At 44.8% G+C, this 22588-nt stretch carries 19 protein-coding genes; 8 read left to right on the forward strand and 11 right to left on the reverse strand.

Annotation, left to right across the window (positions count from 1 at the left end; all coding sequences use genetic code 11):
- Positions 1-14: 14 nt before the first annotated feature.
- The 5 genes from F0249_RS13225 to F0249_RS13245 all read right to left on the reverse strand — a co-directional run bounded on the left by F0249_RS13225 (position 15) and on the right by F0249_RS13245 (position 3914).
- Complete coding sequence (locus F0249_RS13225) at positions 15-1325, reverse strand: type II toxin-antitoxin system HipA family toxin (protein WP_171756967.1); 1311 nt, start codon at positions 1323-1325, stop codon at positions 15-17.
- A complete protein-coding gene (locus tag F0249_RS13230; RefSeq protein ID WP_113796211.1) occupies positions 1315-1605 on the reverse strand; it encodes a helix-turn-helix transcriptional regulator in 291 nt (96 codons plus the stop codon). The genes F0249_RS13225 and F0249_RS13230 overlap by 11 nt, the downstream gene beginning before the upstream one ends.
- 358 nt (positions 1606-1963) lie before the next feature.
- The gene (locus tag F0249_RS13235; RefSeq protein WP_113796209.1) at positions 1964-2929 is read right to left on the reverse strand and encodes a diguanylate cyclase; all 966 of its coding nucleotides are present in this window, start codon (positions 2927-2929) and stop codon (positions 1964-1966) included.
- Entirely contained in the window at positions 2926-3549 is a 624-nt protein-coding gene (locus tag F0249_RS13240; RefSeq protein ID WP_017052041.1) for a chemotaxis protein CheC, read from the reverse strand. Before F0249_RS13240 ends, F0249_RS13235 begins: the two co-directional genes overlap by 4 nt.
- Positions 3546-3914 (reverse strand): response regulator, encoded by a 369-nt coding sequence (locus tag F0249_RS13245; protein ID WP_017052042.1) that lies wholly within the window; start codon positions 3912-3914, stop codon positions 3546-3548. Before F0249_RS13245 ends, F0249_RS13240 begins: the two co-directional genes overlap by 4 nt.
- 350 nt (positions 3915-4264) lie before the next feature.
- On the opposite strand from F0249_RS13245, the gene gmk reads away from it, so the two are divergent.
- The 5 genes from gmk to F0249_RS13270 all read left to right on the forward strand — a co-directional run bounded on the left by gmk (position 4265) and on the right by F0249_RS13270 (position 11579).
- Complete coding sequence (gmk, locus tag F0249_RS13250) at positions 4265-4888, forward strand: guanylate kinase (RefSeq protein WP_113796207.1); 624 nt, start codon at positions 4265-4267, stop codon at positions 4886-4888.
- Positions 4889-5030: 142 nt separating this feature from the next.
- Positions 5031-5303 (forward strand): DNA-directed RNA polymerase subunit omega, encoded by a 273-nt coding sequence (rpoZ, locus tag F0249_RS13255; protein WP_004735648.1) that lies wholly within the window; start codon positions 5031-5033, stop codon positions 5301-5303.
- Positions 5304-5342: 39 nt separating this feature from the next.
- Positions 5343-7463: a bifunctional GTP diphosphokinase/guanosine-3',5'-bis pyrophosphate 3'-pyrophosphohydrolase gene (gene spoT, locus F0249_RS13260; protein WP_113796205.1), complete on the forward strand. Its 2121-nt coding sequence runs from the start codon at positions 5343-5345 to the stop codon at positions 7461-7463.
- Between the two features lie 271 nt (positions 7464-7734).
- Positions 7735-9813 (forward strand): ATP-dependent DNA helicase RecG, encoded by a 2079-nt coding sequence (recG, locus tag F0249_RS13265; RefSeq protein ID WP_171756968.1) that lies wholly within the window; start codon positions 7735-7737, stop codon positions 9811-9813.
- Between the two features lie 374 nt (positions 9814-10187).
- Positions 10188-11579 carry a uracil-xanthine permease family protein gene (locus tag F0249_RS13270; RefSeq protein WP_171756969.1) on the forward strand — a complete coding sequence of 464 codons (1392 nt, stop codon included), beginning with the start codon at positions 10188-10190 and terminating at the stop codon, positions 11577-11579.
- Positions 11580-11669: 90 nt separating this feature from the next.
- On the opposite strand, the gene envZ is transcribed toward F0249_RS13270, so the two are convergent.
- From envZ to F0249_RS13290, 4 genes are all read right to left on the reverse strand, one after another.
- Positions 11670-12965, reverse strand: coding sequence for a two-component system sensor histidine kinase EnvZ (envZ, locus tag F0249_RS13275; protein ID WP_171756970.1), 1296 nt, complete (start codon positions 12963-12965; stop codon positions 11670-11672).
- Between the two features lie 105 nt (positions 12966-13070).
- Positions 13071-13790 carry a two-component system response regulator OmpR gene (ompR, locus tag F0249_RS13280; RefSeq protein WP_017052048.1) on the reverse strand — a complete coding sequence of 240 codons (720 nt, stop codon included), beginning with the start codon at positions 13788-13790 and terminating at the stop codon, positions 13071-13073.
- 245 nt (positions 13791-14035) lie between these two features.
- Complete coding sequence (greB, locus tag F0249_RS13285; protein WP_171756971.1) at positions 14036-14521, reverse strand: transcription elongation factor GreB; 486 nt, start codon at positions 14519-14521, stop codon at positions 14036-14038.
- 76 nt (positions 14522-14597) lie between these two features.
- The gene (locus F0249_RS13290) at positions 14598-16460 is read right to left on the reverse strand and encodes a RimK/LysX family protein (RefSeq protein WP_171757008.1); all 1863 of its coding nucleotides are present in this window, start codon (positions 16458-16460) and stop codon (positions 14598-14600) included.
- A gap of 400 nt (positions 16461-16860) precedes the next feature.
- Here F0249_RS13290 and F0249_RS13295 point away from each other — a divergent pair, with 400 nt between their 5' ends.
- Positions 16861-19215, forward strand: coding sequence for a Tex family protein (locus tag F0249_RS13295; RefSeq protein ID WP_171756972.1), 2355 nt, complete (start codon positions 16861-16863; stop codon positions 19213-19215).
- A 179-nt stretch (positions 19216-19394) separates the two neighbouring features.
- Here the strand turns inward: F0249_RS13295 and F0249_RS13300 are convergent, their stop codons facing one another.
- On the reverse strand, positions 19395-19865 hold the full coding sequence (locus F0249_RS13300) for a hypothetical protein (protein WP_029203301.1): 471 nt from the start codon (positions 19863-19865) through the stop codon (positions 19395-19397).
- A gap of 175 nt (positions 19866-20040) precedes the next feature.
- Complete coding sequence (gene bioH, locus F0249_RS13305) at positions 20041-20811, reverse strand: pimeloyl-ACP methyl ester esterase BioH (RefSeq protein ID WP_171756973.1); 771 nt, start codon at positions 20809-20811, stop codon at positions 20041-20043.
- An 87-nt stretch (positions 20812-20898) separates the two neighbouring features.
- Between bioH and F0249_RS13310 the strand changes: the two genes are divergently transcribed.
- Positions 20899-21606, forward strand: a complete 708-nt coding sequence (locus tag F0249_RS13310) for a ComF family protein (RefSeq protein ID WP_084654766.1) — start codon at positions 20899-20901, stop codon at positions 21604-21606.
- Between the two features lie 119 nt (positions 21607-21725).
- A complete protein-coding gene (nfuA, locus tag F0249_RS13315; RefSeq protein ID WP_029203303.1) occupies positions 21726-22310 on the forward strand; it encodes a Fe-S biogenesis protein NfuA in 585 nt (194 codons plus the stop codon).
- Positions 22311-22588: the final 278 nt, after the last annotated feature.

A 22588-nucleotide genomic window follows, 5' to 3' on the forward strand; every position in this document is an offset into this window, starting at 1 on the left:
TAAGAAACGCCACCTCAAACCAGCAATGCCGCATTTTCTTGCTTACGCTCTGCAAGTGTTTTTTCTATCGCTGACACAGTGGTCTTACTCACCCCGTGTTGCTTAGCAAGCTGCCTAAACTGACTAGTGGCATCAACTACCTCTTGAATGCATTGCTGCGCTTCCTTCCAATTAGCAAAGCCTGCACTAGCAGCCAGCTTTTGCATCACTTTGAGTGGTGGCGCTTTTCCGTAGCCAGCAAAGGCAGTAGCATGCTCGTTAAAAGGGTGAGGGCTAAACGTTACATCGTAAAATGGTGCGAGTTGCCAGCTTCCATTATCTGCCTGTAAAAAGCCCCAGTTCTTACTGTGATCATCTTGGTTCGCGGCAAATAAGTTAAACATTGCGCGACGAAATTGAAGTTGCCCAGCAGCTGGTGACTTACAGAGTTGACGACTGGCTTTAATAAGGTCGCTGTAGTCTAAGCTCGGGCTTCGAAAATCAGCATCCAATAAGCCGCAGGCACTGTGCATATGTAAACGCCCAGCCTTCTCTTGCGCGGGTAAATAATCGAAACGCTTTAACGCAAGCCATGCTTTAGCACCACTACTTGTAGGTGCTTCGATTAACTGCCACGTCGGTGGCTGACATTTTGCCAACCCAGCCATTTCTAAATAGGCCGCTTCACACAAACCTTCTTCGTGGCCCAAGGCTAAGTTCTTAGAAGTAAACTTAACTAACCATGCTTCATCGCCAGGTTGTGCATAGGTGCGGCATTGGGTCGCGTCGCCAGCAGGCATATAAATTTGCGCTTTAGGTCTAGCACCGCCAGAGCTACCGACGGCTACCAAGGTTGCTAACACTTGCTGAGTGCTACCGTCTAACTCATCAGAGAGGGACTGGTCGAACAAGGTTTGGGCTTCAAGGCCAAGTGTTTCCAAATCAATATCTGAACGATTTTCTAATGAGAGCTCTGATACAGGCGTAAAAGACAATGCCCCCATTCCTTGCTGGCCAACAAAAGCCAGCCTATCCATTGCTGTTACTTGTGCTGGCAAAATACCTTGTTGGCGGAATACTCGATCTTGCAACAGCAAACCCCAACCATCGGGAAGACTATCACCAAAAACGCCGTGAATGCCTTGGTGCGGCCCTTTCTGTGCTTGCTGCAATCGCGCATCATCTTGAAGCGTAAAAGGGGATAAATTGCCAAACCTGCTTATATAGTTTTCATCGTACTGAAAGAAAACACCTTGGCGGTTTTGCGCTAATACACCCACAGATACAGTTTCGCCCGTTGTGAGAGTGCGCTCCACATTCAACTTTTGGATGGATTTAAAGCTCATCTTTAAGCACCTCTTCTATACTGGTCGGTAAAGCGGTACGGTCAGACGTTGTTTGTGTCAATTGATAAAGTCTGTCTAGTGAATCCAGCGACTGCCACAAAAGCAGCAGCTGACGAAATGAAATTTGTCCGGTGAGTTCAAACTTTTTTATGGTCGAAGCAGGTACACAACTACGCTGGGCCAGTGCCTCTCGCGATAGCTTCGCTTGTTTGCGTAAGCCACGCAGATGAGTAGAAAAAGCTTGGCTTACATCGGTATCATCTAAAAGTGAAAATTTCATACGCAGCCTTATTGGATACAGTAATGTCTATTATAGCGTTATTTTGTAATTTATGGACACTATAACACCCATAGAGATATGAATAACTATCACGTAACTGGAGAAGGAAACTCAAAGCTGATACTTTGCGTCAGGCAGGGGGGTTGAGTTAAGGTACTTCATAGCCTAATAGGCTTGTATCTAGGAAGTGAACCACTGGTGGTTAAATTGGTGGTCAATAATTAATAACAAAGAAAGACTTGAGTGCATCCATTTGATTTTTGATGAGTTTAATATTCTAATCGCCATTCTGACTCTATCGGATCAAAAAAGCCCTAATCACTAGGGCTTTTCTGATATTAATCGAAGCATATAAAAATCAATCATTCTTGCAATCAGAAGCCATTACGACACAGTTCCTGCCACTTTGTTTTGCTTTATAAAGTGCTTTATCTGTATCAGATAAAATATCTTTTGCAGGCACTTCAAAATCCACAATGCCGCCGCCCACGCTGATCGTAACTGGAATGTCTACACCATCGACAGTAATTGGTTTTTTCGCGATAGATTGGCAAATTCTCTCTAATACACCGCGCGCGAATTCATCGGGTAAATTAGGCAGTAGAAGAACAAACTCTTCGCCACCAAAACGGCATAACGTATCAGATGTTCGCAAACAGTGATGAACACGATTTCCCAGCTCTTTTAAGACTTCATCGCCAACTGGGTGACCATAGGTATCATTGATATGTTTAAATTTATCGACATCAAAAATCGCGTATGTCAGAGACCATTCATAGCGCTTACAACGCGCAATGTCATGGTTTAGCTGTTCAAAGAAGTAACGACGGTTGTATAAACCAGTGAGTTCGTCACGGTTACTTGTCTCTTCAAGAGTCAGTACTTGCTCTGTCGCCTCTTCAAGCAACAACTGTGCTTGAGCCATCTCGGTCACATCATGTATCGAGATACATACACCTTGGACGGTGCCATTCGTATCCAGCAACGGCCACATTGCACAGTTTTGATACATTTGCGATGACTCAACGCCCGAAAACTGACTAGTTGGGAAATGCAACAAATACGGACGTTGCGTCCAGTTGGTGTAGGATTGATTTCCTAGCACCATCACTGAACGCACTTTTTTGGCAAACCAGCCCTCTTTGAGTTCTGGGAAAAACCGAGGTAAGTGCTGATTAAGAATCTCTTCTGATTTGAGTTTGCTATGGATCTCCATGAAGCGATTCCAAAAAATCACATTCAGACGGCGGTCAACAGCAAAAACGCCCGCTGTTGACATCGACTCTAGAACCGAAGAGAAATCAAATTCACCACTTTCTATCATGCCATCAGTTTCCGTAGTGAAGAGACTAGGTTAATAAGCCCTTCCTCTTTTAAAGAGATAATATTGTCACAATGCACGCCTTTCTCTTCGATCTCTAACTTAATATCAATCAATAGAATATGTGCATCTGAATCCGAGTACGCTAATCGGCTATCATCAACTTGAGTACTTTGCGTATCAAAGAACAAAATTGCAGGCTGAGACAGGTGTAAATCAAGTTGCAACTCTTCCGATAAACCAGAAAGGCTCGCGCTATTAATGACATTCGTTAACTCATTAAGAATTTCATGTTGAGTTGCCGTTGATGTTGCGTCTTCTTCATCATAGCCTAAGTAACCCATTAATGAAGTAAACGTTCCACCACCGTACATCACTGAAGAGCGACCAATCATTTCACCAATGAATTCTTGTTGCACGATATTCACTGGATCAGATTTTTGACCAAAATCTTGGACTAAAGCGGTGATCTTTTCTTGTGATACTAAATCAACATGAGGGACAGATAGCTTCACCTTACTTTCAAACAGCTCAGATAATTTAGCACCTGCACGGCCCATACCAATATTAGTCAGCTCACGCAGCGCATCAAACTCATCAGCATTTAAATGGATCGAACTCATAATTGCACGCCCTCCTGGCGTAAAAATGATTCAAGCTCTTCAGCAGAGATCGGTTTTGGTAAAAAGCCTTTTGCGCCAAGTTGGAACGCTTCTTCACGTATTGCAGGTTGAATATCCGCAGAAATAACGTAAACACTTGCACTGTATTCCATCGTTTTAAGGCGCTTAAGCACTTCAATACCATCTATGTCCGGCATTGTAATATCAAGGAAAAGAATATCAAAATTAGAGTTTGAGCATTGAGAAAGTGCATCTTCTCCGCCCGAAGCTTCAGTAATGCTTACTTCCCAGCTTTGTGGAATTGCGCGCTTGATCATTCGGCGAGAAAACGATGAATCATCAACGATAAGTAAACTGTCTGACATTTTAAAACCCTAACTACAAATTAAATGACATAATATACTATTAAATTTCAATTAAAAATCACATTGATATTATGAATAATAAGAAACTATTTCACATTATTTTGACATCGCACATAATTCAAGCAGTCTTTGCTCGTTATTAAAGCTTACTTGAGCGTTTTTCTTACACGAGCACAAACAGCTTTTTCTTGAGAAGATCTTCAAGATCGTGCTACTCTTCGCCTCCATTTTTCTGACCTGAATATCGATAAAACTCACAATCACGTTTTTTGATACAGGTTGGTGCTATCTTTACTATGTCGGCAATTTTTAGCTGGCATACAATCCAAAACAACAGTGGAATAATACAGATGGGCAAAGGTACTCTTTACATCGTGTCTGCACCAAGCGGCGCAGGAAAATCGAGCTTAATCTCAGCTATGCTGGAAACCAACCCAACCTACGCAATGAAGGTATCTGTATCTCATACCACTCGTGGCATGCGCCCAGGTGAAGAAGATGGTATGCATTACCATTTCGTAGAAAAACACCATTTTGAAGATCTCATCAAGAAAGAAGAGTTCCTTGAGTATGCTGAAGTATTTGGCAACTACTACGGCACATCACGAGTTTGGATTGAAGATAACCTAAACAAAGGTATTGATGTTTTCCTTGATATTGATTGGCAAGGTGCACGTCAGATCCGCAAACAGATGCCTCAGGCAAAAAGCGTCTTTATTCTGCCACCATCAAATGGTGAGCTAGAGCGTCGCTTAAATACGCGCGGCCAAGATAGCGAAGAAGTTATTGCAAAACGCATGAGTGAAGCGAAATCAGAAATCTCTCATTACAGCGAATATGATTATGTGATCATTAATGATGACTTTGATGCTGCATTGATGGATTTCAGAGCAATTATTCGTGCTGAACGTTTGAAACAAGATAAACAGTCTGCCAAGTATACTGGTATGCTGACCGCACTGTTAGCGGAGTAATCACTCTCAACTAACCCGTTTTCTTATGAGAACAGTGCTTTCCTTAGAGAATAAGTAAACAGCAAGCTAGAAAGTAATCTTTTTAGCTTGTATACTTTCTCGTCATTAAAAATAAATTTAATAAACTATTTGGAGTTCTCTTATGGCACGCGTAACTGTACAAGACGCTGTTGAAAAAGTTGGTAATCGTTTCGACCTAGTTCTTATCTCTGCACGTCGCGCACGTCAGATGCAGACTGGCGGTAAAGATTCACTAGTGCCTGAAGAAAATGATAAGCCAACGGTTATCGCACTTCGCGAAATCGAAGAAGGCCTTATCACTAAAGACGTATTAGATGCTCGTGAACGTCAAGAGCAACAAGAGCAAGAAGCGGCAGAGCTAGCAGCAGTTAGCAGCATCGCTCACACTCGTTAATACGATTATTCGAATCAAGTAACCTTCCGGGCCTTTAATTTGTATCTATTTGATAGCCTCAAAGACGTTGCCCAAGAATACCTAACAGAGCCTCAAGTTGAGGCTCTGCGTCAATCTTATGTGGTAGCGAGAGACGCCCATGAAGGGCAAACCCGCTCAAGCGGTGAACCGTATATTATCCACCCTGTTGCTGTTTCTCGTATTCTGGCGGAAATGCGCCTAGATATTGAGAGCTTGCAAGCAGCCCTTCTTCACGATGTTATTGAAGATACTGAAGTGACCAAAGAGGAGCTCGAAGCTCAATTTGGTACTACTGTGGCTGAGCTTGTGGATGGTGTATCTAAGCTGGATAAGCTTAAATTTCGTGATCGCAAAGAAGCGCAAGCCGAAAACTTTCGTAAGATGGTTCTTGCCATGGTGCAAGACATTCGCGTTATCTTGATCAAACTTGCCGACCGCACTCACAACATGCGCACTTTGGGAGCATTACGCCCCGATAAAAAACGCCGCATTGCTCGTGAAACGTTAGAGATCTACTCTCCTCTTGCTCATCGTCTTGGTATTCATAATATTAAGACTGAACTTGAAGAGCTCGGTTTCGAAGCTTTATACCCTAACCGTTACCGCGTTTTAAAAAATGTGGTGAAGGTCGCGCGTGGCAACCGTAACGAAATGATCGAGCGTATCCATACCGAAATCAAAGGCCGTCTTGAAGATGTTGGCCTTAACGTTCGTGTATTTGGTCGTGAAAAGAACCTGTTCTCCATCTATAACAAGATGAAAACCAAAGAGCAGCGTTTTCACACCATCATGGATATCTACGCTTTTCGTGTCGTAGTAGACAGTGCCGATACTTGTTATCGTGCGCTTGGTCAAGTACACAGCCTGTACAAGCCACGTCCTGGTCGCATGAAAGATTACATTGCAGTACCAAAAGCCAATGGCTACCAATCTCTGCACACTTCAATGGTTGGCCCTCACGGCGTGCCTGTGGAAGTGCAAATCCGTACTGAAGATATGGATCAAATGGCAGACAAAGGTGTCGCGGCACACTGGTCTTATAAAGGCAATGGCGATCGCACTGGCACAACCGCTCAGGTGAAAGCTCAGCGCTGGATGCAAAGCTTATTAGAGTTGCAACAAAGCGCCGGTAACTCATTTGAATTTATTGAAAATGTGAAATCTGATCTGTTCCCAGATGAGATCTACGTTTTCTCGCCAAAAGGTCGCATCGTTGAACTTCCAGTAGGCGCAACGGCTGTCGATTTTGCTTATGCCGTGCATACTGACGTTGGCAATATGTGTGTAGGAGCAAGAGTCGATCTTAATCCTTACCCACTCAGCAAAGCGCTCAAAAATGGCCAAACCATTGAGATCATCAGCGCGCCTGGTGCTCGTCCAAATGCTGCATGGCTCAACTATGTTGTGACTTCTCGCGCTCGAACTAAGATCCGTCAAGTTCTGAAAACCATGCGCCGTGAAGACTCCGTCACATTGGGTCGTCGTCTGCTAAATCACGCATTGGGTGAGAGCTCCATTACGGATCTCGCAGAAGAGAACGTTCAACATGTTCTTTCTGAGCTGAAAATGGCTGACATGGATGAGTTGCTGGCAGCTATTGGACTGGGTGAGTTAATGAGTATTGTTATTGCTCGTCGCTTACTTGGCTCAGCAGATGAATTAACAGAAGTCGAAGGCACAGACGGCAAGCCGAGGAAAAAGCTGCCTATCCGTGGTGCTGAAGGCATACTGCTCAACTTCGCCAAATGTTGTCACCCAATTCCTGATGATCACATCATTGCACATGTATCACCGGGTAAAGGCTTAGTGGTTCACCGTGAAACGTGTCCGAATGTTCGCGGTTATCAACGTGAGCCAGACAAGTACATGGCGGTTGAATGGTCTGATGAATACGATCAAGAGTTTACCGCTGAATTGCAAGTTGATGTTCAAAACCATCAAGGTGCATTGGCAGAGTTAACCAATGTGATCTCTAAGACGGGTTCAAACATTCATGGTCTTTCAACAGAAGAGCGCGATGGCCGTCTGTACACCGTGACGGTGCTATTGACCACCAAAGACCGCGTACATCTTGCGAAAATCATGAAACGTATTCGTGTCATGCCGCATGTTCTCAAGGTTCGCCGAAAGAAGAACTAACGGCTAGCGTACTCGTTTGGGACTCGTCAATATTGCGCCCATAAACGAAACGCAAACAAAGCCGATTTAGATATTGAATACCCTGTGTTTTACTTATTCTCAATAAGCCAAATACAGGGTATTTTTTGTATCTCATCGCTCAATATTTCACACCGTCATCATTAGCTCAATTCAATAACTGTCTCATATCACTGCAAATTCTCCCTGTACAAAAAGACAGTAAAATGCTTGAATAGTTTATCTATTTTTCCTTTCTGTAAGAGCGCTATTTATGTCCCAACTCCTTTCAGCCATCTCCCTTACTTCGCTCTCTGGAGTGGGTGCCAAAGTCGCTGAAAAGCTAGCAAAAGTCGGGCTCAATAACGTTCAAGATCTGCTCTTTCATCTGCCACTTCGCTACGAAGATCGCACCCGTATCTATCCCATGGCCAAGCTACATGCTGGGTTATGGGCGGCGGTACAAGGCAAAGTCATGAGCGTCGATACCATCTTCGGCAAACGTAAAATGCTGTCGGTGAAAATCAGTGACGGCAATGGCACGGTGAGCCTGAAGTTTTTCAATTTTACCGCCGGCATGAAGAACAACTTTACCGAAGGGAAACAAGTTCATGCTTATGGAGAGATCAAGCGTGGGGGAATCGGACTCGAAATTGTTCATCCTGATTATAAATTTTACGTCCCAACTCAAAAGCCGGATATTGAACAAAACCTAACGCCCGTCTACCCCACCACCGATGGGTTAAGGCAAATAACACTACGTAACCTGACCGATCAAGCCTTAGCGCTACTCGATAAAGCAGCCGTCAGTGAACTATTACCGTCAGGATTATACGATCACCAAATTACGCTAGGGGAAGCGCTGCATACCATTCATCGTCCTCCACCAAGTATTAATCTTGAGGAGTTTGATGAAGGGCGACACCCAGCTCAGCAACGCCTTATTATTGAAGAGTTGCTGGCACAAAATCTTTCTATGCTCTCTGTTCGAAGCAAAGGACAACAAGATGTTGCTTTGCCACTCGCGGAAGTGTCCAATCTCAAACGGAAGTTACTGCAACAACTTCCGTTTACTCCAACCAATGCCCAATCTCGCGTGGTGAAAGAGATTGAAGATGACCTAGTCAAGTCTCACCCTATGATGCGCTTGGTTCAGGGCGATGTTGGTTCCGGAAAAACATTGGTTGCTGCACTTGCAGCGGTTAGAGCGATTGAGCATGGTTATCAGGTGGCACTAATGGCCCCAACAGAACTACTCGCAGAGCAACATGCCATTAATTTTGGCCAATGGTTTGAAAGCATGGGAGTACAAGTAGGTTGGCTTGCAGGCAAACTCAAAGGTAAAGCCAAAGAGACTGAACTGGCGCGCATTGCCAGCGGCGAAGCGCAAATGGTAGTGGGGACTCACGCACTGTTTCAGGAACATGTAGCGTTTAAAAATCTCGCTCTTGTGATCATTGATGAACAACATCGATTTGGTGTCCACCAGCGTCTAGAGTTACGTGAAAAAGGAGCAAAACAGGGCTCGTATCCACATCAATTAATCATGACCGCAACTCCCATTCCAAGGACGCTGGCCATGACGGCGTATGCCGACCTCGAAACCTCAGTAATTGATGAACTGCCACCGGGAAGAACCCCGATCCAAACCGTCGCCATTCCCGATACCAAACGCGATGATATTATTGAACGAGTGCGAAATGCCTGTCTTAATGAGGGAAAACAAGCTTATTGGGTCTGCACACTGATTGATGAGTCAGAAGCTTTGGAAGCGCAAGCGGCAGCGGATACGGCGGAAGAGCTGCAACGCATTTTGCCCGATGTAAAAATTGGTCTGGTGCACGGTCGAATGAAATCGGCAGAAAAACAAGCGGTCATGAAGCAGTTCAAGGATAACGAGCTGCATCTATTAGTCGCGACGACGGTTATTGAAGTCGGTGTGGATGTGCCTAATTCAAGTTTAATGATCATCGAAAATCCAGAAAGGCTCGGTTTAGCGCAACTCCACCAGCTAAGAGGCCGTGTAGGGCGAGGTTCAGTCGCGAGTCATTGTGTACTCTTGTATCACGCACCATTATCAAAAACCGCACAAAAGCGCTTAGGGGTGCTCCGCGAAAGTAATGATGGATTTGTAATTGCACAGCGTGATTTAGAGATCCGTGGACCCGGTGAACTGCTTGGCACCAAGCAAACCGGAATGGCCGATTTCAAAATTGCAGACTTAGTGAGAGATCAACGCTTAATTCCAGAAGTTCAGCGCATGGCGCGCTACATTCACGATAGTTATCCTGATAATGCCCTCGCAATTATCGATCGCTGGCTAGGTGATCGCGACGTCTACGCTAAGGCATAGCTATTATTGTTAGGAGCTTCTTGTTCAGAGCCTCTTGTTAAAAGCTCTTTACTAAGAGCTCCTTGCTAAGAGCCCTTTTCCTACGAGATCCTTCTTAGGCTCTCCTTTCTAAGCTGAACTTTCCTCAAATATACCGAATGGGCGCAACCCCGTTCGGTTTGTTTATTTCAGATCAATTTCTCGCCACAACAAGCACGCAACCGTTTGCTTTTTATTTTCGTTTATTTATAATCGCGCACAAATTTCGAGTAAGAGCACTACTCAACCCAACCTGAGTCGATTCTGATTAACAGCAATCACAGATGAAGACCGACTCAACTTAGCGTTCCCATTCAGCGAACTCTAAGCAACTTAGTCACAATTAGGATAAACACATGAAAACCCCGAACGCAGCACGCAAGTCGGAACTGATCTATCAACTCAATGATCGCCCGCCGCTTTTACAAACACTTTTTGCGGCCACACAACACTTGCTCGCCATGTTTGTCGCCGTCATCACGCCCTCTTTGATTATCTGCCAAGCTCTTGGTGTCACACCTGAGCAGACGAATACCATTATCAGCATGTCACTGTTCGCTTCTGGTATTTCATCCTTTATCCAAATTAAAACCTTTGGCCCAATCGGCTCAGGCTTACTTTCCGTTCAGGGTACAAGTTTCAATTTTATCGGCCCTATTATTGCGGCAGGTTTGTCGTTAAAAGCCGGAGGCGCAAGCATTGATACCGTCATGGCGGCCATTTTAGGCACCATCCTTGTAGCATCATTTAGTGAAATTCTACTTTCTCGCGTACTTGAACATGCGCGCCGTATTATCACTCCACTCGTATCTGGCATCGTCGTAACACTTATCGGCCTAACCTTGATTCAAGTGGGTTTGGTTTCTATCGGTGGAGGCTACTCAGCATTAGCCGATGGCAGTTTTGGTAGCTTAGATAAGCTTGCGTTGGCAGGGACGGTTCTTGGCTTAATCGTCATATTAAACCGTTCAAGTAACTCTTATATTCGTGTTGCCTCCATTGTGATTGCCATGTTTGTCGGTTACATGATGGCCTACTTCATGGGCATGATTGACACTTCAACACTGGCAGAAACAGAACTTATTGCGCTACCGGTTCCGATGCAGTTTGGACTAAGTTTTGACTGGTCTCTCTTCATCCCACTGGTTCTTATTTTCCTCATCACGGCACTGGAAGCGATTGGCGACATTACAGCTACTTCAGAAGTATCCGGAGAGCCAGTAAAAGGCCCTGTTTACATGAAGCGCATCAAAGGTGGTGTTCTCGCGGATGGCCTAAATTCGGCGATTGCGGCGGTATTTAATACTTTCCCGAACTCTACTTTTAGCCAAAATAACGGCATCATTTTACTGACAGGTGTTGCAAGCCGTTACGTGGGCTACTTTATTGCAGGCATGCTAATACTGCTTGGTTTGTTCCCGGGCGTTGCAAGTTTTGTACAGTTGATCCCTGAGCCTGTTCTTGGCGGAGCGACGATTGTTATGTTTGGTACGATTGCCGCTGCGGGGGTACGAATCATTTCACGTGTAGATCTTGATCGCCGTGCCATTCTCATCATGGCACTCTCATTTTCAATGGGATTGGGCATCGCACAAAAACCTGAGATCTTGCAGTTTATGCCGGAGTTCATCAAAAACATCTTCTCTTCAGGTGTGGCCGCTGGCGGGGTAACTGCGATTTTGCTTAACCTTTTACTTCCTGAAAAATTAGAAGATGAAGAGATCGAAGCAGAAGAAGCTAGAAGCTAGAAGCTAGAAGCTAGAAGCTAGAAATGAGTTTGATGCCATATCGCGTCAAACTCATTTTTATTTTTAAGAGACAGTCATAAATTCGATGATCTAACCACGAACAGGAAAATTAATTTGAGCTTTGAGCCCACCGTCACTGCGATTATTCATCACAACCGAACCATGATGCTGGCTCACAATCCGTTTGACGATGGCTAAACCTAATCCAGTTCCCTCACTCCCTCTTGCGGTATCGCCACGAGTAAAAGGTTCGAATAGTTTATCAATCTGATTCGATTCAATTCCGGGGCCGTTGTCTTCAACGCACACCCAAATCAATTTGCTATCAGCCGTCATTCCAGTACTCACTCGTACCCAACCATTACCGTAACGCAGTGCATTTACCACCAAATTACTCACCGCCCGCTTCATCGCAATGGGATTGCCTCGCGCCAGTTTTAAGGTGTGGTCAATATGTGTTTCAATTTCAACCTCATACCCCCCTTCAGCACTGGCAACATCGCTGGCAATATCGTTCAAATCCACACTTTCAAACGACTCCACATTCACAGGCTTCAAATAATCCATAAACTGGCTGATGATCTGATTACACTCTTCGGTATCACTGATGATCCCTTCCGCTAAGTAGCTATCTTCTGGTGACATCATTTCAGTCGCAAGACGTATACGAGTCAGAGGCGTTCGTAAATCATGGCTAATGCCCGCCATTAGTAACGCGCGGTCCTCTTCTAACTGCTGAATACCTTTGGACATCTGGTTAAATGCTCGCGTCACCGAACGAATTTCTGACGGACCTTTTGCTGGTAAGGGGGATGGAATTTCTCCGCTCCCAACCACTTTGGCCGCTTTTTCGAGGGCGACTAATGGTCGATTTTGCAGGCGGATGAATAGCCAACCTCCAGCGATGATTAACAGTGCCATTAACAAACTATTGTTAAACAAAGGCGCAAAGTCTTCCTCTTGTAACTCCGATAATGGGATCCGAATTAACGAGTTTGGCAACGCATCGATATCCATCCATAAAACGTAGCTATCTTCACCGAGAATCAATCTAACATTGGTGGTGGAGCCAAGTTCTTCACTCATCTCTTCACTCATTAAATCGATGGTCACAGCATGCTCAAACTCTTCCGTCGAAGGGGTGCCTTTGCCATGAATGGTGACACCAAGCTCTTCAAGCAACTGTCTTCTTAAAGGTGTTTTTAAGTCGAGTTCATCTTGCTCGTCTAGCACCAAGCGTAATTCATGGGCCAAAATTTTATTAAACTGCTGCATGCTCGGCATCAGAGCGTAATAGAACACGGCGTAATACGAATAAGCTTGGCTTGCCACCAACAGAGTGATGAACAGCAATATAGATTGAGTAAGGGAGCTACGAATACGCATCTAGAAAACCTTTGGCGAGTGAGAAACAGGGAGTGGGAGGTGAGGAGAAAGTCTAACCTGAAAATAAAAAACCCTCGGAACATGCCAAGGGTTTATCGAATTGGGTTATGCCTCTTTTCCATCTGGCACAAACACATACCCCAAACCCCACACGGTCTGAATATAGCGTGGTTTGCTTGGATCTTCTTCTAACATTCGGCGTAAACGTGAGATCTGAACATCGATAGAGCGTTCCATTGCAGAATACTCTCGGCCACGAGCCATGTTCATCAACTTATCGCGCGACATCGGTTCACGCGCATTGGTCACTAGAGATTTAAGTACCGCAAATTCACCCGACGTTAGCGGCATCGGCTCTTCATTACGGAACATTTCGCGGGTACCAAGGTTTAAGCGAAATTCACCAAATTCAACCATCAACTCTTCTGAGCTTGGCGCGCCCGGAGCTTCTACTACTTGGCGTCGCAACACCGCTTTAATTCGAGCAAGCAGTTCACGTGGGTTGAAGGGTTTTGGCAAATAATCATCGGCACCCACTTCCAGCCCAACAATGCGATCAACCTCATCGCCTTTTGCCGTTAACATTAAGATAGGTAGCATGTTATTGGCACTGCGAAGACGGCGACAAATCGATAAGCCATCTTCCCCAGGTAACATGAGATCCAGCACCATAAGGTGGAAATTTTCACGAGTTAACAGGCGGTCCATCTGCTCACTGTTAGCGACACTACGTACTTGGAAGCCTTGCTCAGACAAGTAACGTTCTAGTAATGCACGCAAACGCGCGTCATCATCGACCACTAATATTTTATGATTTTCTTGCATCTACTGATTCCACCTATTAAAAGCGTCCACCTCAAGAGATAAGGCAGTGAAAAATGTAACAGACTCAGGGAAAAAGTCGCCTAAATAATTGTTAACGTTTGTTGCCTTTGCCGACATAGTAACGCATCAACTCATCTAACTTGGTCAGTATTTCGACAAGTATGTCACATCAAGCATTATCTGTAGCCCCACCGTTCGTTCAGGCCAAACTCAATGCTTAACGATATTATTAACTAAGCGCTCGGCTATGTTTGCGGCTTCTCGTAAGTGATTGAGTTAATGAACCACTCTTTATCACCTTCTGGTGTACGCACCACAAATTCATCATCCACTTCTTTTTTGAGCAGTGCTCTCGCCATTGGTGAATCTATCGAGATGTAGCCTTTACTATCTCCATAAATTTCTTCAGGGCCAACAATACGAAACTTTTTCACTTCACCAGCTTCATTTTCGATCTCAACCCATGCACCAAAAAAGACTTTTCCATCTTGCTGAGGTGAATAATCAACAATCGTGACATCCGGTAAAAACTTACGTAAAAACCGAACCCGGCGATCAATTTGTCTTAATAAACGCTTATTAAAAGTGTAATCCGCATTTTCAGAGCGATCGCCTAAGCTTGCTGCCCAAGTAACAATTTTGGTCACTTCTGGACGTCTCTCATGCCATAAGTAATCGTGCTCTTGCTTCAGTTTGTTGTAGCCTTCCCGAGTAATCAGTTTGGTTTTCAATGTCGCATCTCTATACGAGTAAAGTTTTATCTAGTAGTACCGAAAATGAGTCATCATTGTCAATCAGTCTCGACTGTCATTGATTCAGTAAGTAGTCCTCATCACTCCCCACCAGCGCTCCGTACTTCAGTAAGTTCTTACCTAAGATCATGCTGTAGCGGAATCGAGAGCGATCTTGAAGATTGACCCGAATGGTTTTATTTACATTCCCCAGTTGCACGTTCATCTCAACAACAGGCCTGATGGTTGGTTTCTCACCTTTCTTCGCTTTGATTCGCATCACATCCACCATAGGTCGAGTGAAATCTTGTTTTTGTCCCTGCTCATTTTGATAGGTGAAGCTCACCATCGGTTTTCCATCTTGCTTGAATTGTTTAATATTGAGAGCATGCATTGAACTTACATCGGCACCTGTATCCAATTTAACCGGAAAGGTCATCCCTTCCACGGTCGCCTTTTCAATGTGTCCTGCTCGAAACAGTGGATAGTCTTCCAATAAGTGATCGGAGCGCGTATTGATAAGCACACCATCTTTTACCATTTTCTTACCAATCACAAAGTAAGCGTCATTTTCTTTATCTTGGTCGAGCGTTTCTAAAGCAAATTGAAGCGTTTTATGTCGCCCACCTAATTCAAAATCCCCCTCAATAATCGGTCTTACTGAATTGCCCACTTTGATTCTTTTGATCACTGGTTTGGTTATTTTCTGTTTATTGCCTGCACTATCTTTCAAGTAGTAGCTAACCGTGCGGCTTGCCCCCGTTGTCATCTCATAGCTTTCGACTTTAAGCATTGGCGTTTTTACTGTAAAAGAGGGCTCAGCTTGAAGTTTGTAACCATCAATCACAACGTGTTCAAAGGTAGAGACAACTAAAGGCTTATGTTGATCAATTCTCTGCTGATAAGTGTATTGGGAAGCGTTCACTTTGCCGTTTTTTGTCGATGGTTCAGCTTTCAATTGAGTCGCAAGGAAATCCTCTTCATCGGTATCAATCATAAAGTATTGATTCAACGTATCCTGCCCCACACTCAATATGGAAGATGACTCACCTCTGTCTTTTAAATACGCCTGCATATAGTGAACCTCATCACCAAGCATGACGGGTAAGTTAACCAATGGGCGTTCGTGACCATTCACATTCAACATTCGCACCAAGGGTAATGACAACATTTTTTTTATCCCCTCAACACTGACCATCTCGAAAGTGACACGTTGTGCTTGTGGATCGACATGGATGTTTTCAGCATGCATATTGGAATATTTGTTGATCCCAAGGAACCGCGTCTCAATCGGTAAGCCCGCTAACTCTAACTGCTCTTTTTTCCCCACAATTTTCGAGTTCGGCTGCTGTTGTAAGTAATCATAGCCTGCTAATACCCAAGCGTTATGCTCAAGAAAGCTTTTTCCTATCAAAATAGAGGCTGAAAAGTTACCTCGATCGGTCAAGTTCACCTTGGTGTTCACCGTCTTTCCTGCAATGGTCAATGGTAGGCGAATGACGGGCCTATAAAGGGGAGTTTCACTGGTTCGGCTGCGGATAACACCTATATTTTCAAGAGGACGTTGCACCTTAACCTCTTTTCCAGTGTAAGGGTGTCGAAGAGTAAAAGAGACGCTCGCACTTACCCTGTTCGGTGTTTTATCAAACGCTTTTTCTAGCGCTTTCAATAATTCTAGCTTCGGTAAACCTTGCAGTTCAGGAGCGTCGCTGAAGACTTGAATATTGTCGGCATGCATGGAAGTGGTATCGGCACCGGTATCAATTTTCCCGACAAAAGGGATACCACTTAAGGCATCAATATCTGAATAATAGACACGCTCAACTCGCCCTAAAACAATTTTATTATCGACTTCATACACCGGATATTGAGTGGTCGCAGAAGAGAGTTCATTTGCTTGTAAACCGACGCTCCACGACATCAAAATGAGCAGTAACATGAACGATATAAGCGACATAAGCGATAAACGGGCAGCCAATACTGTTTTCGCTGGCGTAACAATAAGCGAAAAAGACCGAGTAGCAACGGTTCGTATCTCATCGACCAATGATGTCAGTATTGATGGTATCTTCAGCATTCTATATTCCCATATCGTTCATGATTACTAATTATCCACATTCGAGCCCTCATATGCTCATAAGTTCTGATTGAAGTTGAGGTTTTGACAAAATATTAACTTAACAGCGTAATAAAAATTCAATATCTATTTAGAATTGACAACTTCATCGGGTGAGATTGGAAACAGCTAACTTCGCCCCCATGTTATTAGCATAAAATTATTCATACCGACGGCTAGAGCTAAGAAAGTTTAGCCTGAAAATAGAGATGAGACCCCACGGATGAGCCAAGTTATTTGCCAACAAATTGCTCAAGAGCTGAATGTACGCTCTGAGCAAGTGATCGCAGCGGTTACCTTAATCGATGACGGAAACACCGTCCCTTTCATTGCCCGGTACCGTAAAGAGGTGACGGGTGGACTCGATGATACTCAACTACGTAATTTAGACACTCGCTTATCTTATCTCAGAGAGCTTAATGATCGCCGTCAAAGCATCATCAAGGCGATTCAAGACCAAGGCAAGATGACACCTGAACTGCAAAAAGAGATCAATGATGCAGACAGTAAAACTCGCCTCGAAGATTTATACCTTCCATACAAACAAAAGCGTCGAACCAAGGGTCAAATCGCTATCGAAGCAGGACTTGAGCCTCTCGCGGACAAGTTATGGAATGAACCACAGACCAACCCTGAGTCTGAAGCGGATAAATACATCAGCAGCGACAAAGGCATTGCGGATACCAAAGCAGCACTAGACGGGGCAAGAGTCATTATCATGGAACGCATTGCCGAAGATGCGAACTTACTCGAAAAAGTCCGAACTTATCTAACCCGTAACGCTGAGCTTTCTGCGCGAGTGGTCGCAGGCAAAGAGCAAGCAGGCGAAAAATTTAAAGACTATTTCGAACATAATGAGGCGATCAGCAAAGCACCCTCACACCGTGCGCTTGCGATGCTACGTGGCCGCAACGAAGGCTTCTTACAACTTTCTATGAATGCCGATCCCGCGCAAGATGAAAGCATTCGTAGCTCTTACTGCGAAACTATTATTTCCGACCATTACGGCATTTCACTGAGCAATGCACCCGCCGATGCTTGGCGTAAACAAGTGATCAGCTGGGCGTGGCGCATTAAAGTATCAATGCACATGGAAACTGAGCTGATGGGCAGCATGAAAGAGCGTGCGGAAGTGGAAGCCATTGAAGTGTTTGCCACCAACCTAAAAGATCTACTCATGGCGGCACCGGCTGGGCCTCGTGCAACGCTGGGGCTTGATCCGGGTTTACGTACTGGCTCTAAGATTGCGATTGTTGACCCGACAGGTAAAGTCCTCGCGACAGAAACCATCTACCCTCACCCACCACAAAAGCAGTACGACAAATCCGCTCATGTCGTTGAGCAGATGGTACGAAAATACAACGTTGATCTGATTGCGATTGGTAATGGTACGGCTTCACGTGAAACAGATTCTTTCGTTGCTGATGTCATTAAACGCGGCAACCTAAAAGTACAAAAAATCATTGTGAGCGAAGCTGGAGCATCGGTTTATTCGGCTTCCGAGTTAGCGGCGAAAGAGTTCCCAGACATGGATGTATCGATCCGTGGCGCGGTGTCGATTGCTCGCCGTTTGCAAGATCCTCTCGCAGAGTTAGTGAAGATTGATCCAAAATCTATCGGGGTGGGCCAATACCAGCACGATGTAAGCCAGAGCATGCTAGCAAAACGTCTAGACGCGATTGTTGAAGATTGTGTGAATGCGGTTGGTGTTGATGTGAATACCGCTTCTGCCGCTCTACTGACGCGGGTTGCTGGCCTCTCAAATACGATTGCACAGAACATTGTCGATTACCGCGATGAAAATGGACGATTTGAAGCTCGTACTGCATTGAAGAAAGTCGCGCGTCTTGGGCCAAAAGCTTTTGAACAGTGTGCGGGTTTCTTACGAATCATGGATGGTAAAAACCCTCTAGATGCCTCTTCTGTTCACCCAGAAGCGTACCCATTAGTGAAAACCATCGCAGCAAAAAACAGCAAAGATGTGAAAGGCTTGATTGGCGATAGCCAGTTCCTACGCGGTTTGCATGCGATTGATTACACTGACGATAACTTTGGTGTCCCTACGATCACCGACATCATCAAAGAGCTTGATAAACCAGGACGAGATCCACGTCCAGAGTTCAAAACCGCGACATTTGCAGAAGGGGTAAACACGGTTTCCGATCTTGAGATTGGTATGGTGTTGGAAGGCGTTGTATCAAACGTGGCTAACTTTGGTGCCTTCGTTGATATCGGCGTTCACCAAGATGGCTTAGTGCATATTTCCGCACTAACCGATCGCTACGTTGCCGATCCACGAGAAGTGGTGAAAGCGGGTGATATCGTGAAAGTAAAAGTCATGGAAGTTGATGCCCAGCGTAAACGTATCGCTCTGACCATGCGCCTTAACGATGAGCCAGGACAAGATAATCGCAGCCAACGCTCTTCAGGACAAAACCAAGCATCGAAACCGGCACGCCAACAGCAAGAGCGTCAACAGTCAGGTCGACAACAACAAAACCGAGATCAGCGTTCTGCTCCTCAAAATGCAGCAATGGGTGGCGCTTTCGCGGCGGCATTTGCTAAAGCCAAAAAGTAGTCGCTAATCTGCCATGAGCTAATCTTTCATGAACTAATCGGTCATGGGCTAATAATCCGATGAACAAATAGCGCGATGAACCAATTAGCGCGATGAACCAGTTAGTACGATGAACCAATAAAAAGGCCAATACTTGCGTATTGGCCTTTATTCGATGGCTCTGATCATTAACATCATGTTCATAGTATCGCTATTACTTCTGAAGGTGTATTGGGTACAACAGCATGACCATAATGATATTTAATCACCTTTCGCCGTCGCTCCATTTGCCCCTCTTTAATCGCTGCATCTAAAATGTGCTTAGGCAGCCGAAATCGTATGGTGTAACTCTTGCCTTGATCTTTGCTATAGGTCTGTAAAGCAATCAAATCGAATAACCTATCTATTGGGTCCTTCAACTCTTCATGATTAACAGCAGCAGTCTCTGACTCTGTTTCCATCGAATACCCAGGGTGCTCTGATGGATCCCAAGAAGATTGCCTTCGACGTTTATCGTCTGCTTTAACCTTACGCTCCGCATTGGCTTTTGCTAACGCTACGGTCGGCATTACGGGTTCTCGCACTTTATTGTCGCGCGCAACCTGCTCCGTTTGTACATTTACCGATGGGGCGATCAGTGGCACACTTACTGTCGTGGGTGACACAATCATCGTCGAAACCTCCTCAGCATCGCCCGAAGTTACTCTCTGCTTGTCTCCAAACAGCCCCATTCAAAGCAATCGCTCGTTTTCATCAACTCACTACAGGTCAGTTCAAACCTAGCGCTCTGTTTGGTTAGGTTATATATCGACCAGTTTGTTCATTTATTTAGCAATTTATTTACACTTATACTTGCTCGTCAAAACGAATCAACTGATGACAAAATGCCTCAGGCTCGGTCATGAAAGGCGCGTGCGACGATTGAGTGAAAATAAACTGCTCACTTTCCGGTAAGCTTTTATCCAAATCCTTTGCGACCTTAATTGGCACCAACCCATCTAAACGCCCATACAAACGCAGTAACGGCATCGAGAGATCAGGCAGTTGATGGCGCAAATCCACATCCGCGAGCATGGTTAACCCTGCGAGTAACGATTTTGGGTTGGGCATCGGCCTCGACAATACCGCTTGTTTTAGCTGCTTAAGATCGTGTCTCGCAGAAGGACTCCCCATCGCTTGCAACGCCATAAAACGCTCAATCGTCGTTTGAAAATCATCCACCAGTTGATCCGTAAAGGCGCTCAACACGTTAGGCTGTATTCCGCGCCATGGTTTTTCGGCGGAGAATTTAGGAGAACTGGCAACCGTCACGAGCTTACTGACATAATCCGCATGATGCAGCGCCATGTGCGTGGCGACTAATCCACCTAAAGACCAACCAACCCAAATAGCTTGCTTTGGCGCTTGTTCAAGAAGCTGCTGGGCAATTTGCTCAAGATTTTCAGCGTGGCATTCCGCACTGTGTCCATAGCCGGGTAAATCGACAACATGGACACGAAAATGAGGAGACAACGCATCAACCGTCTGCTGCCAAACCGCGCCATTCATACCCCAGCCATGAACTAAAACCAGATCATTGCCTCGCCCAGTGACATGCCAATATAAAGGTGTGCTCATGCTCTCAAATTCTCCCACTAATTCCATACTGAGCGACGTTGCTATCACGCTAACGTATCTCTGTTGTCCATCTATTAAGTGAAATTCATGTTATCTCATTGGCGAGAAAAAACCACACTCCTCAACCGATTAAGCCAGTGCCATTTGTGCGGGCTCAATATAGAGAATCGCTTGGTAACGGACATGTGGTGCCAGCACTGCTATCAATACTTTCTATCTCAACCCCGCTGCCTACGTTGTGGGATCCCCACCTTAACGACGGTAGATCAATGCGGTAACTGCTTATCAAACCCACCGTTATGGCACCGCTTATATTGTGTCAATGATTACACTTTCCCGACCTCTGGCTACGTTCATCAATTTAAGTATCAAAAGAAATACTGGTTCGCTAAAAACTTGGCTCGACTACTCGCTAATAACATTGATCAACCCGCTCCCATCATCACTGGCGTCCCCTTACATTGGCAACGATACATAAGAAGAGGTTTCAATCAGAGTGAACTGCTCGCTCACTATCTGGCAAAACAATCCCCAAACTCAATCCACCTTAAACAAGCTTTTATTCGCACTCGGTCTACCCCCGCACAACAGGGGTTATCTAAAGAGCAGAGGCAAGTGAACCTTCATCAAGCGTTCCAATTATCACGGATACCAAAGGCTTCTCACGTCGCGATTGTTGATGATGTCGTTACCACAGGATGTACAGTACGACATTTATGTAAATTACTACTTGAAGTGGGCGTCGAAAGAATTGATATTTACTGTGTATGCCGTACTCCTGAACCAGCCAGCTAAAACTCTTGCGATTCATTTGGTTATAACAAGAGGTGAATTAGAATAAAAAAGGGCTGAATTCATATTCTGACAGGAGTAGAATGGTGCTAATAACCTACAATTTTACTCAGGTATTCGTCGTGTCAAATATTACAATTACAGAAACTGCTCAATCTCATTTTGCTAACCTATTAGGTCAGCAGCCTGAAGGCACGAATATTCGCGTATTCGTGGTTAACCCTGGAACTCAAAACGCAGAGTGTGGCGTATCTTACTGCCCACAAGAAGCGATTGAATCCACGGATACACAGCTACCTTTTGAACACTTTTCAGCGTATGTTGATGAGCTGAGCTTACCTTTCCTAGATGAAGCAGAGATTGACTTTGTCACTGATAAGATGGGTTCTCAGTTAACGCTAAAAGCGCCAAATGCGAAAATGCGCAAAGTGGCTGACGATGCATCACTGATGGAACGTGTAGAATACGCCATCCAAACTCAAGTTAACCCACAACTGGCAGGCCACGGCGGTCACGTAAGCCTTGTTGAGATCACTGAAGATGGCGCAGCAATTGTTGCCTTTGGTGGCGGTTGTAACGGTTGTTCTATGGTTGATGTCACTTTAAAAGAAGGCATCGAGAAAGAGCTGCTTCAACAGTTCGAAGGTGAACTAACTGCGGTTCGTGATGCAACAGAGCACGATCGCGGCGAACACTCTTACTACTAAGAAGAGAGTGCTTACTAAGAAGAAAGCGTTTACTTAGAAAAAAGTAGTTCCAACCCAAATATTGAGAGGCTGACATGAAAGTGTCAGCCTTTTCTTTACCTGAAAATCACCGATGAATGAATGCCCTTCTCAAAATAGGTGACGCCCCAGTTCCGGCAGTAAAACGATTCTGTTGTGACACTTTACGAATAGAGCCCTCATTACTGATATATATCGATAAATAAATCGATTACTTAAAAACTCACCCTTTCCAAATCATTACTTTTTCCCATATATTA

This window comes from Vibrio sp. 03-59-1 (assembly GCF_013114135.1).
GTDB lineage: Bacteria > Pseudomonadota > Gammaproteobacteria > Enterobacterales > Vibrionaceae > Vibrio > Vibrio cortegadensis.

Bases quoted from the DNA above. Each gene is read 5' to 3' on its own strand.
- F0249_RS13300 (WP_029203301.1), bottom strand. From the start codon at position 19,865: ATGATTGTGTCACCCACGACAGTAAGTGTGCCACTGATCGCCCCATCG.
- F0249_RS13240 (WP_017052041.1), bottom strand. From the start codon at position 3,549: ATGAGTTCGATCCATTTAAATGCTGATGAGTTTGATGCGCTGCGTGAG.
- F0249_RS13295 (WP_171756972.1), top strand. From the start codon at position 16,861: ATGAGCCAAGTTATTTGCCAACAAATTGCTCAAGAGCTGAATGTACGC.
- bioH (WP_171756973.1), bottom strand. From the start codon at position 20,811: ATGAGCACACCTTTATATTGGCATGTCACTGGGCGAGGCAATGATCTG.
- F0249_RS13230 (WP_113796211.1), bottom strand. From the start codon at position 1,605: ATGAAATTTTCACTTTTAGATGATACCGATGTAAGCCAAGCTTTTTCT.
- F0249_RS13290 (WP_171757008.1), bottom strand. From the start codon at position 16,460: ATGTTACTGCTCATTTTGATGTCGTGGAGCGTCGGTTTACAAGCAAAT.
- F0249_RS13235 (WP_113796209.1), bottom strand. From the start codon at position 2,929: ATGATAGAAAGTGGTGAATTTGATTTCTCTTCGGTTCTAGAGTCGATG.
- rpoZ (WP_004735648.1), top strand. From the start codon at position 5,031: ATGGCACGCGTAACTGTACAAGACGCTGTTGAAAAAGTTGGTAATCGT.
- envZ (WP_171756970.1), bottom strand. From the start codon at position 12,965: ATGCGTATTCGTAGCTCCCTTACTCAATCTATATTGCTGTTCATCACT.
- gmk (WP_113796207.1), top strand. From the start codon at position 4,265: ATGGGCAAAGGTACTCTTTACATCGTGTCTGCACCAAGCGGCGCAGGA.
- recG (WP_171756968.1), top strand. From the start codon at position 7,735: ATGTCCCAACTCCTTTCAGCCATCTCCCTTACTTCGCTCTCTGGAGTG.
- F0249_RS13225 (WP_171756967.1), bottom strand. From the start codon at position 1,325: ATGAGCTTTAAATCCATCCAAAAGTTGAATGTGGAGCGCACTCTCACA.
- ompR (WP_017052048.1), bottom strand. From the start codon at position 13,790: ATGCAAGAAAATCATAAAATATTAGTGGTCGATGATGACGCGCGTTTG.
- F0249_RS13270 (WP_171756969.1), top strand. From the start codon at position 10,188: ATGAAAACCCCGAACGCAGCACGCAAGTCGGAACTGATCTATCAACTC.
- F0249_RS13245 (WP_017052042.1), bottom strand. From the start codon at position 3,914: ATGTCAGACAGTTTACTTATCGTTGATGATTCATCGTTTTCTCGCCGA.
- F0249_RS13310 (WP_084654766.1), top strand. From the start codon at position 20,899: ATGTTATCTCATTGGCGAGAAAAAACCACACTCCTCAACCGATTAAGC.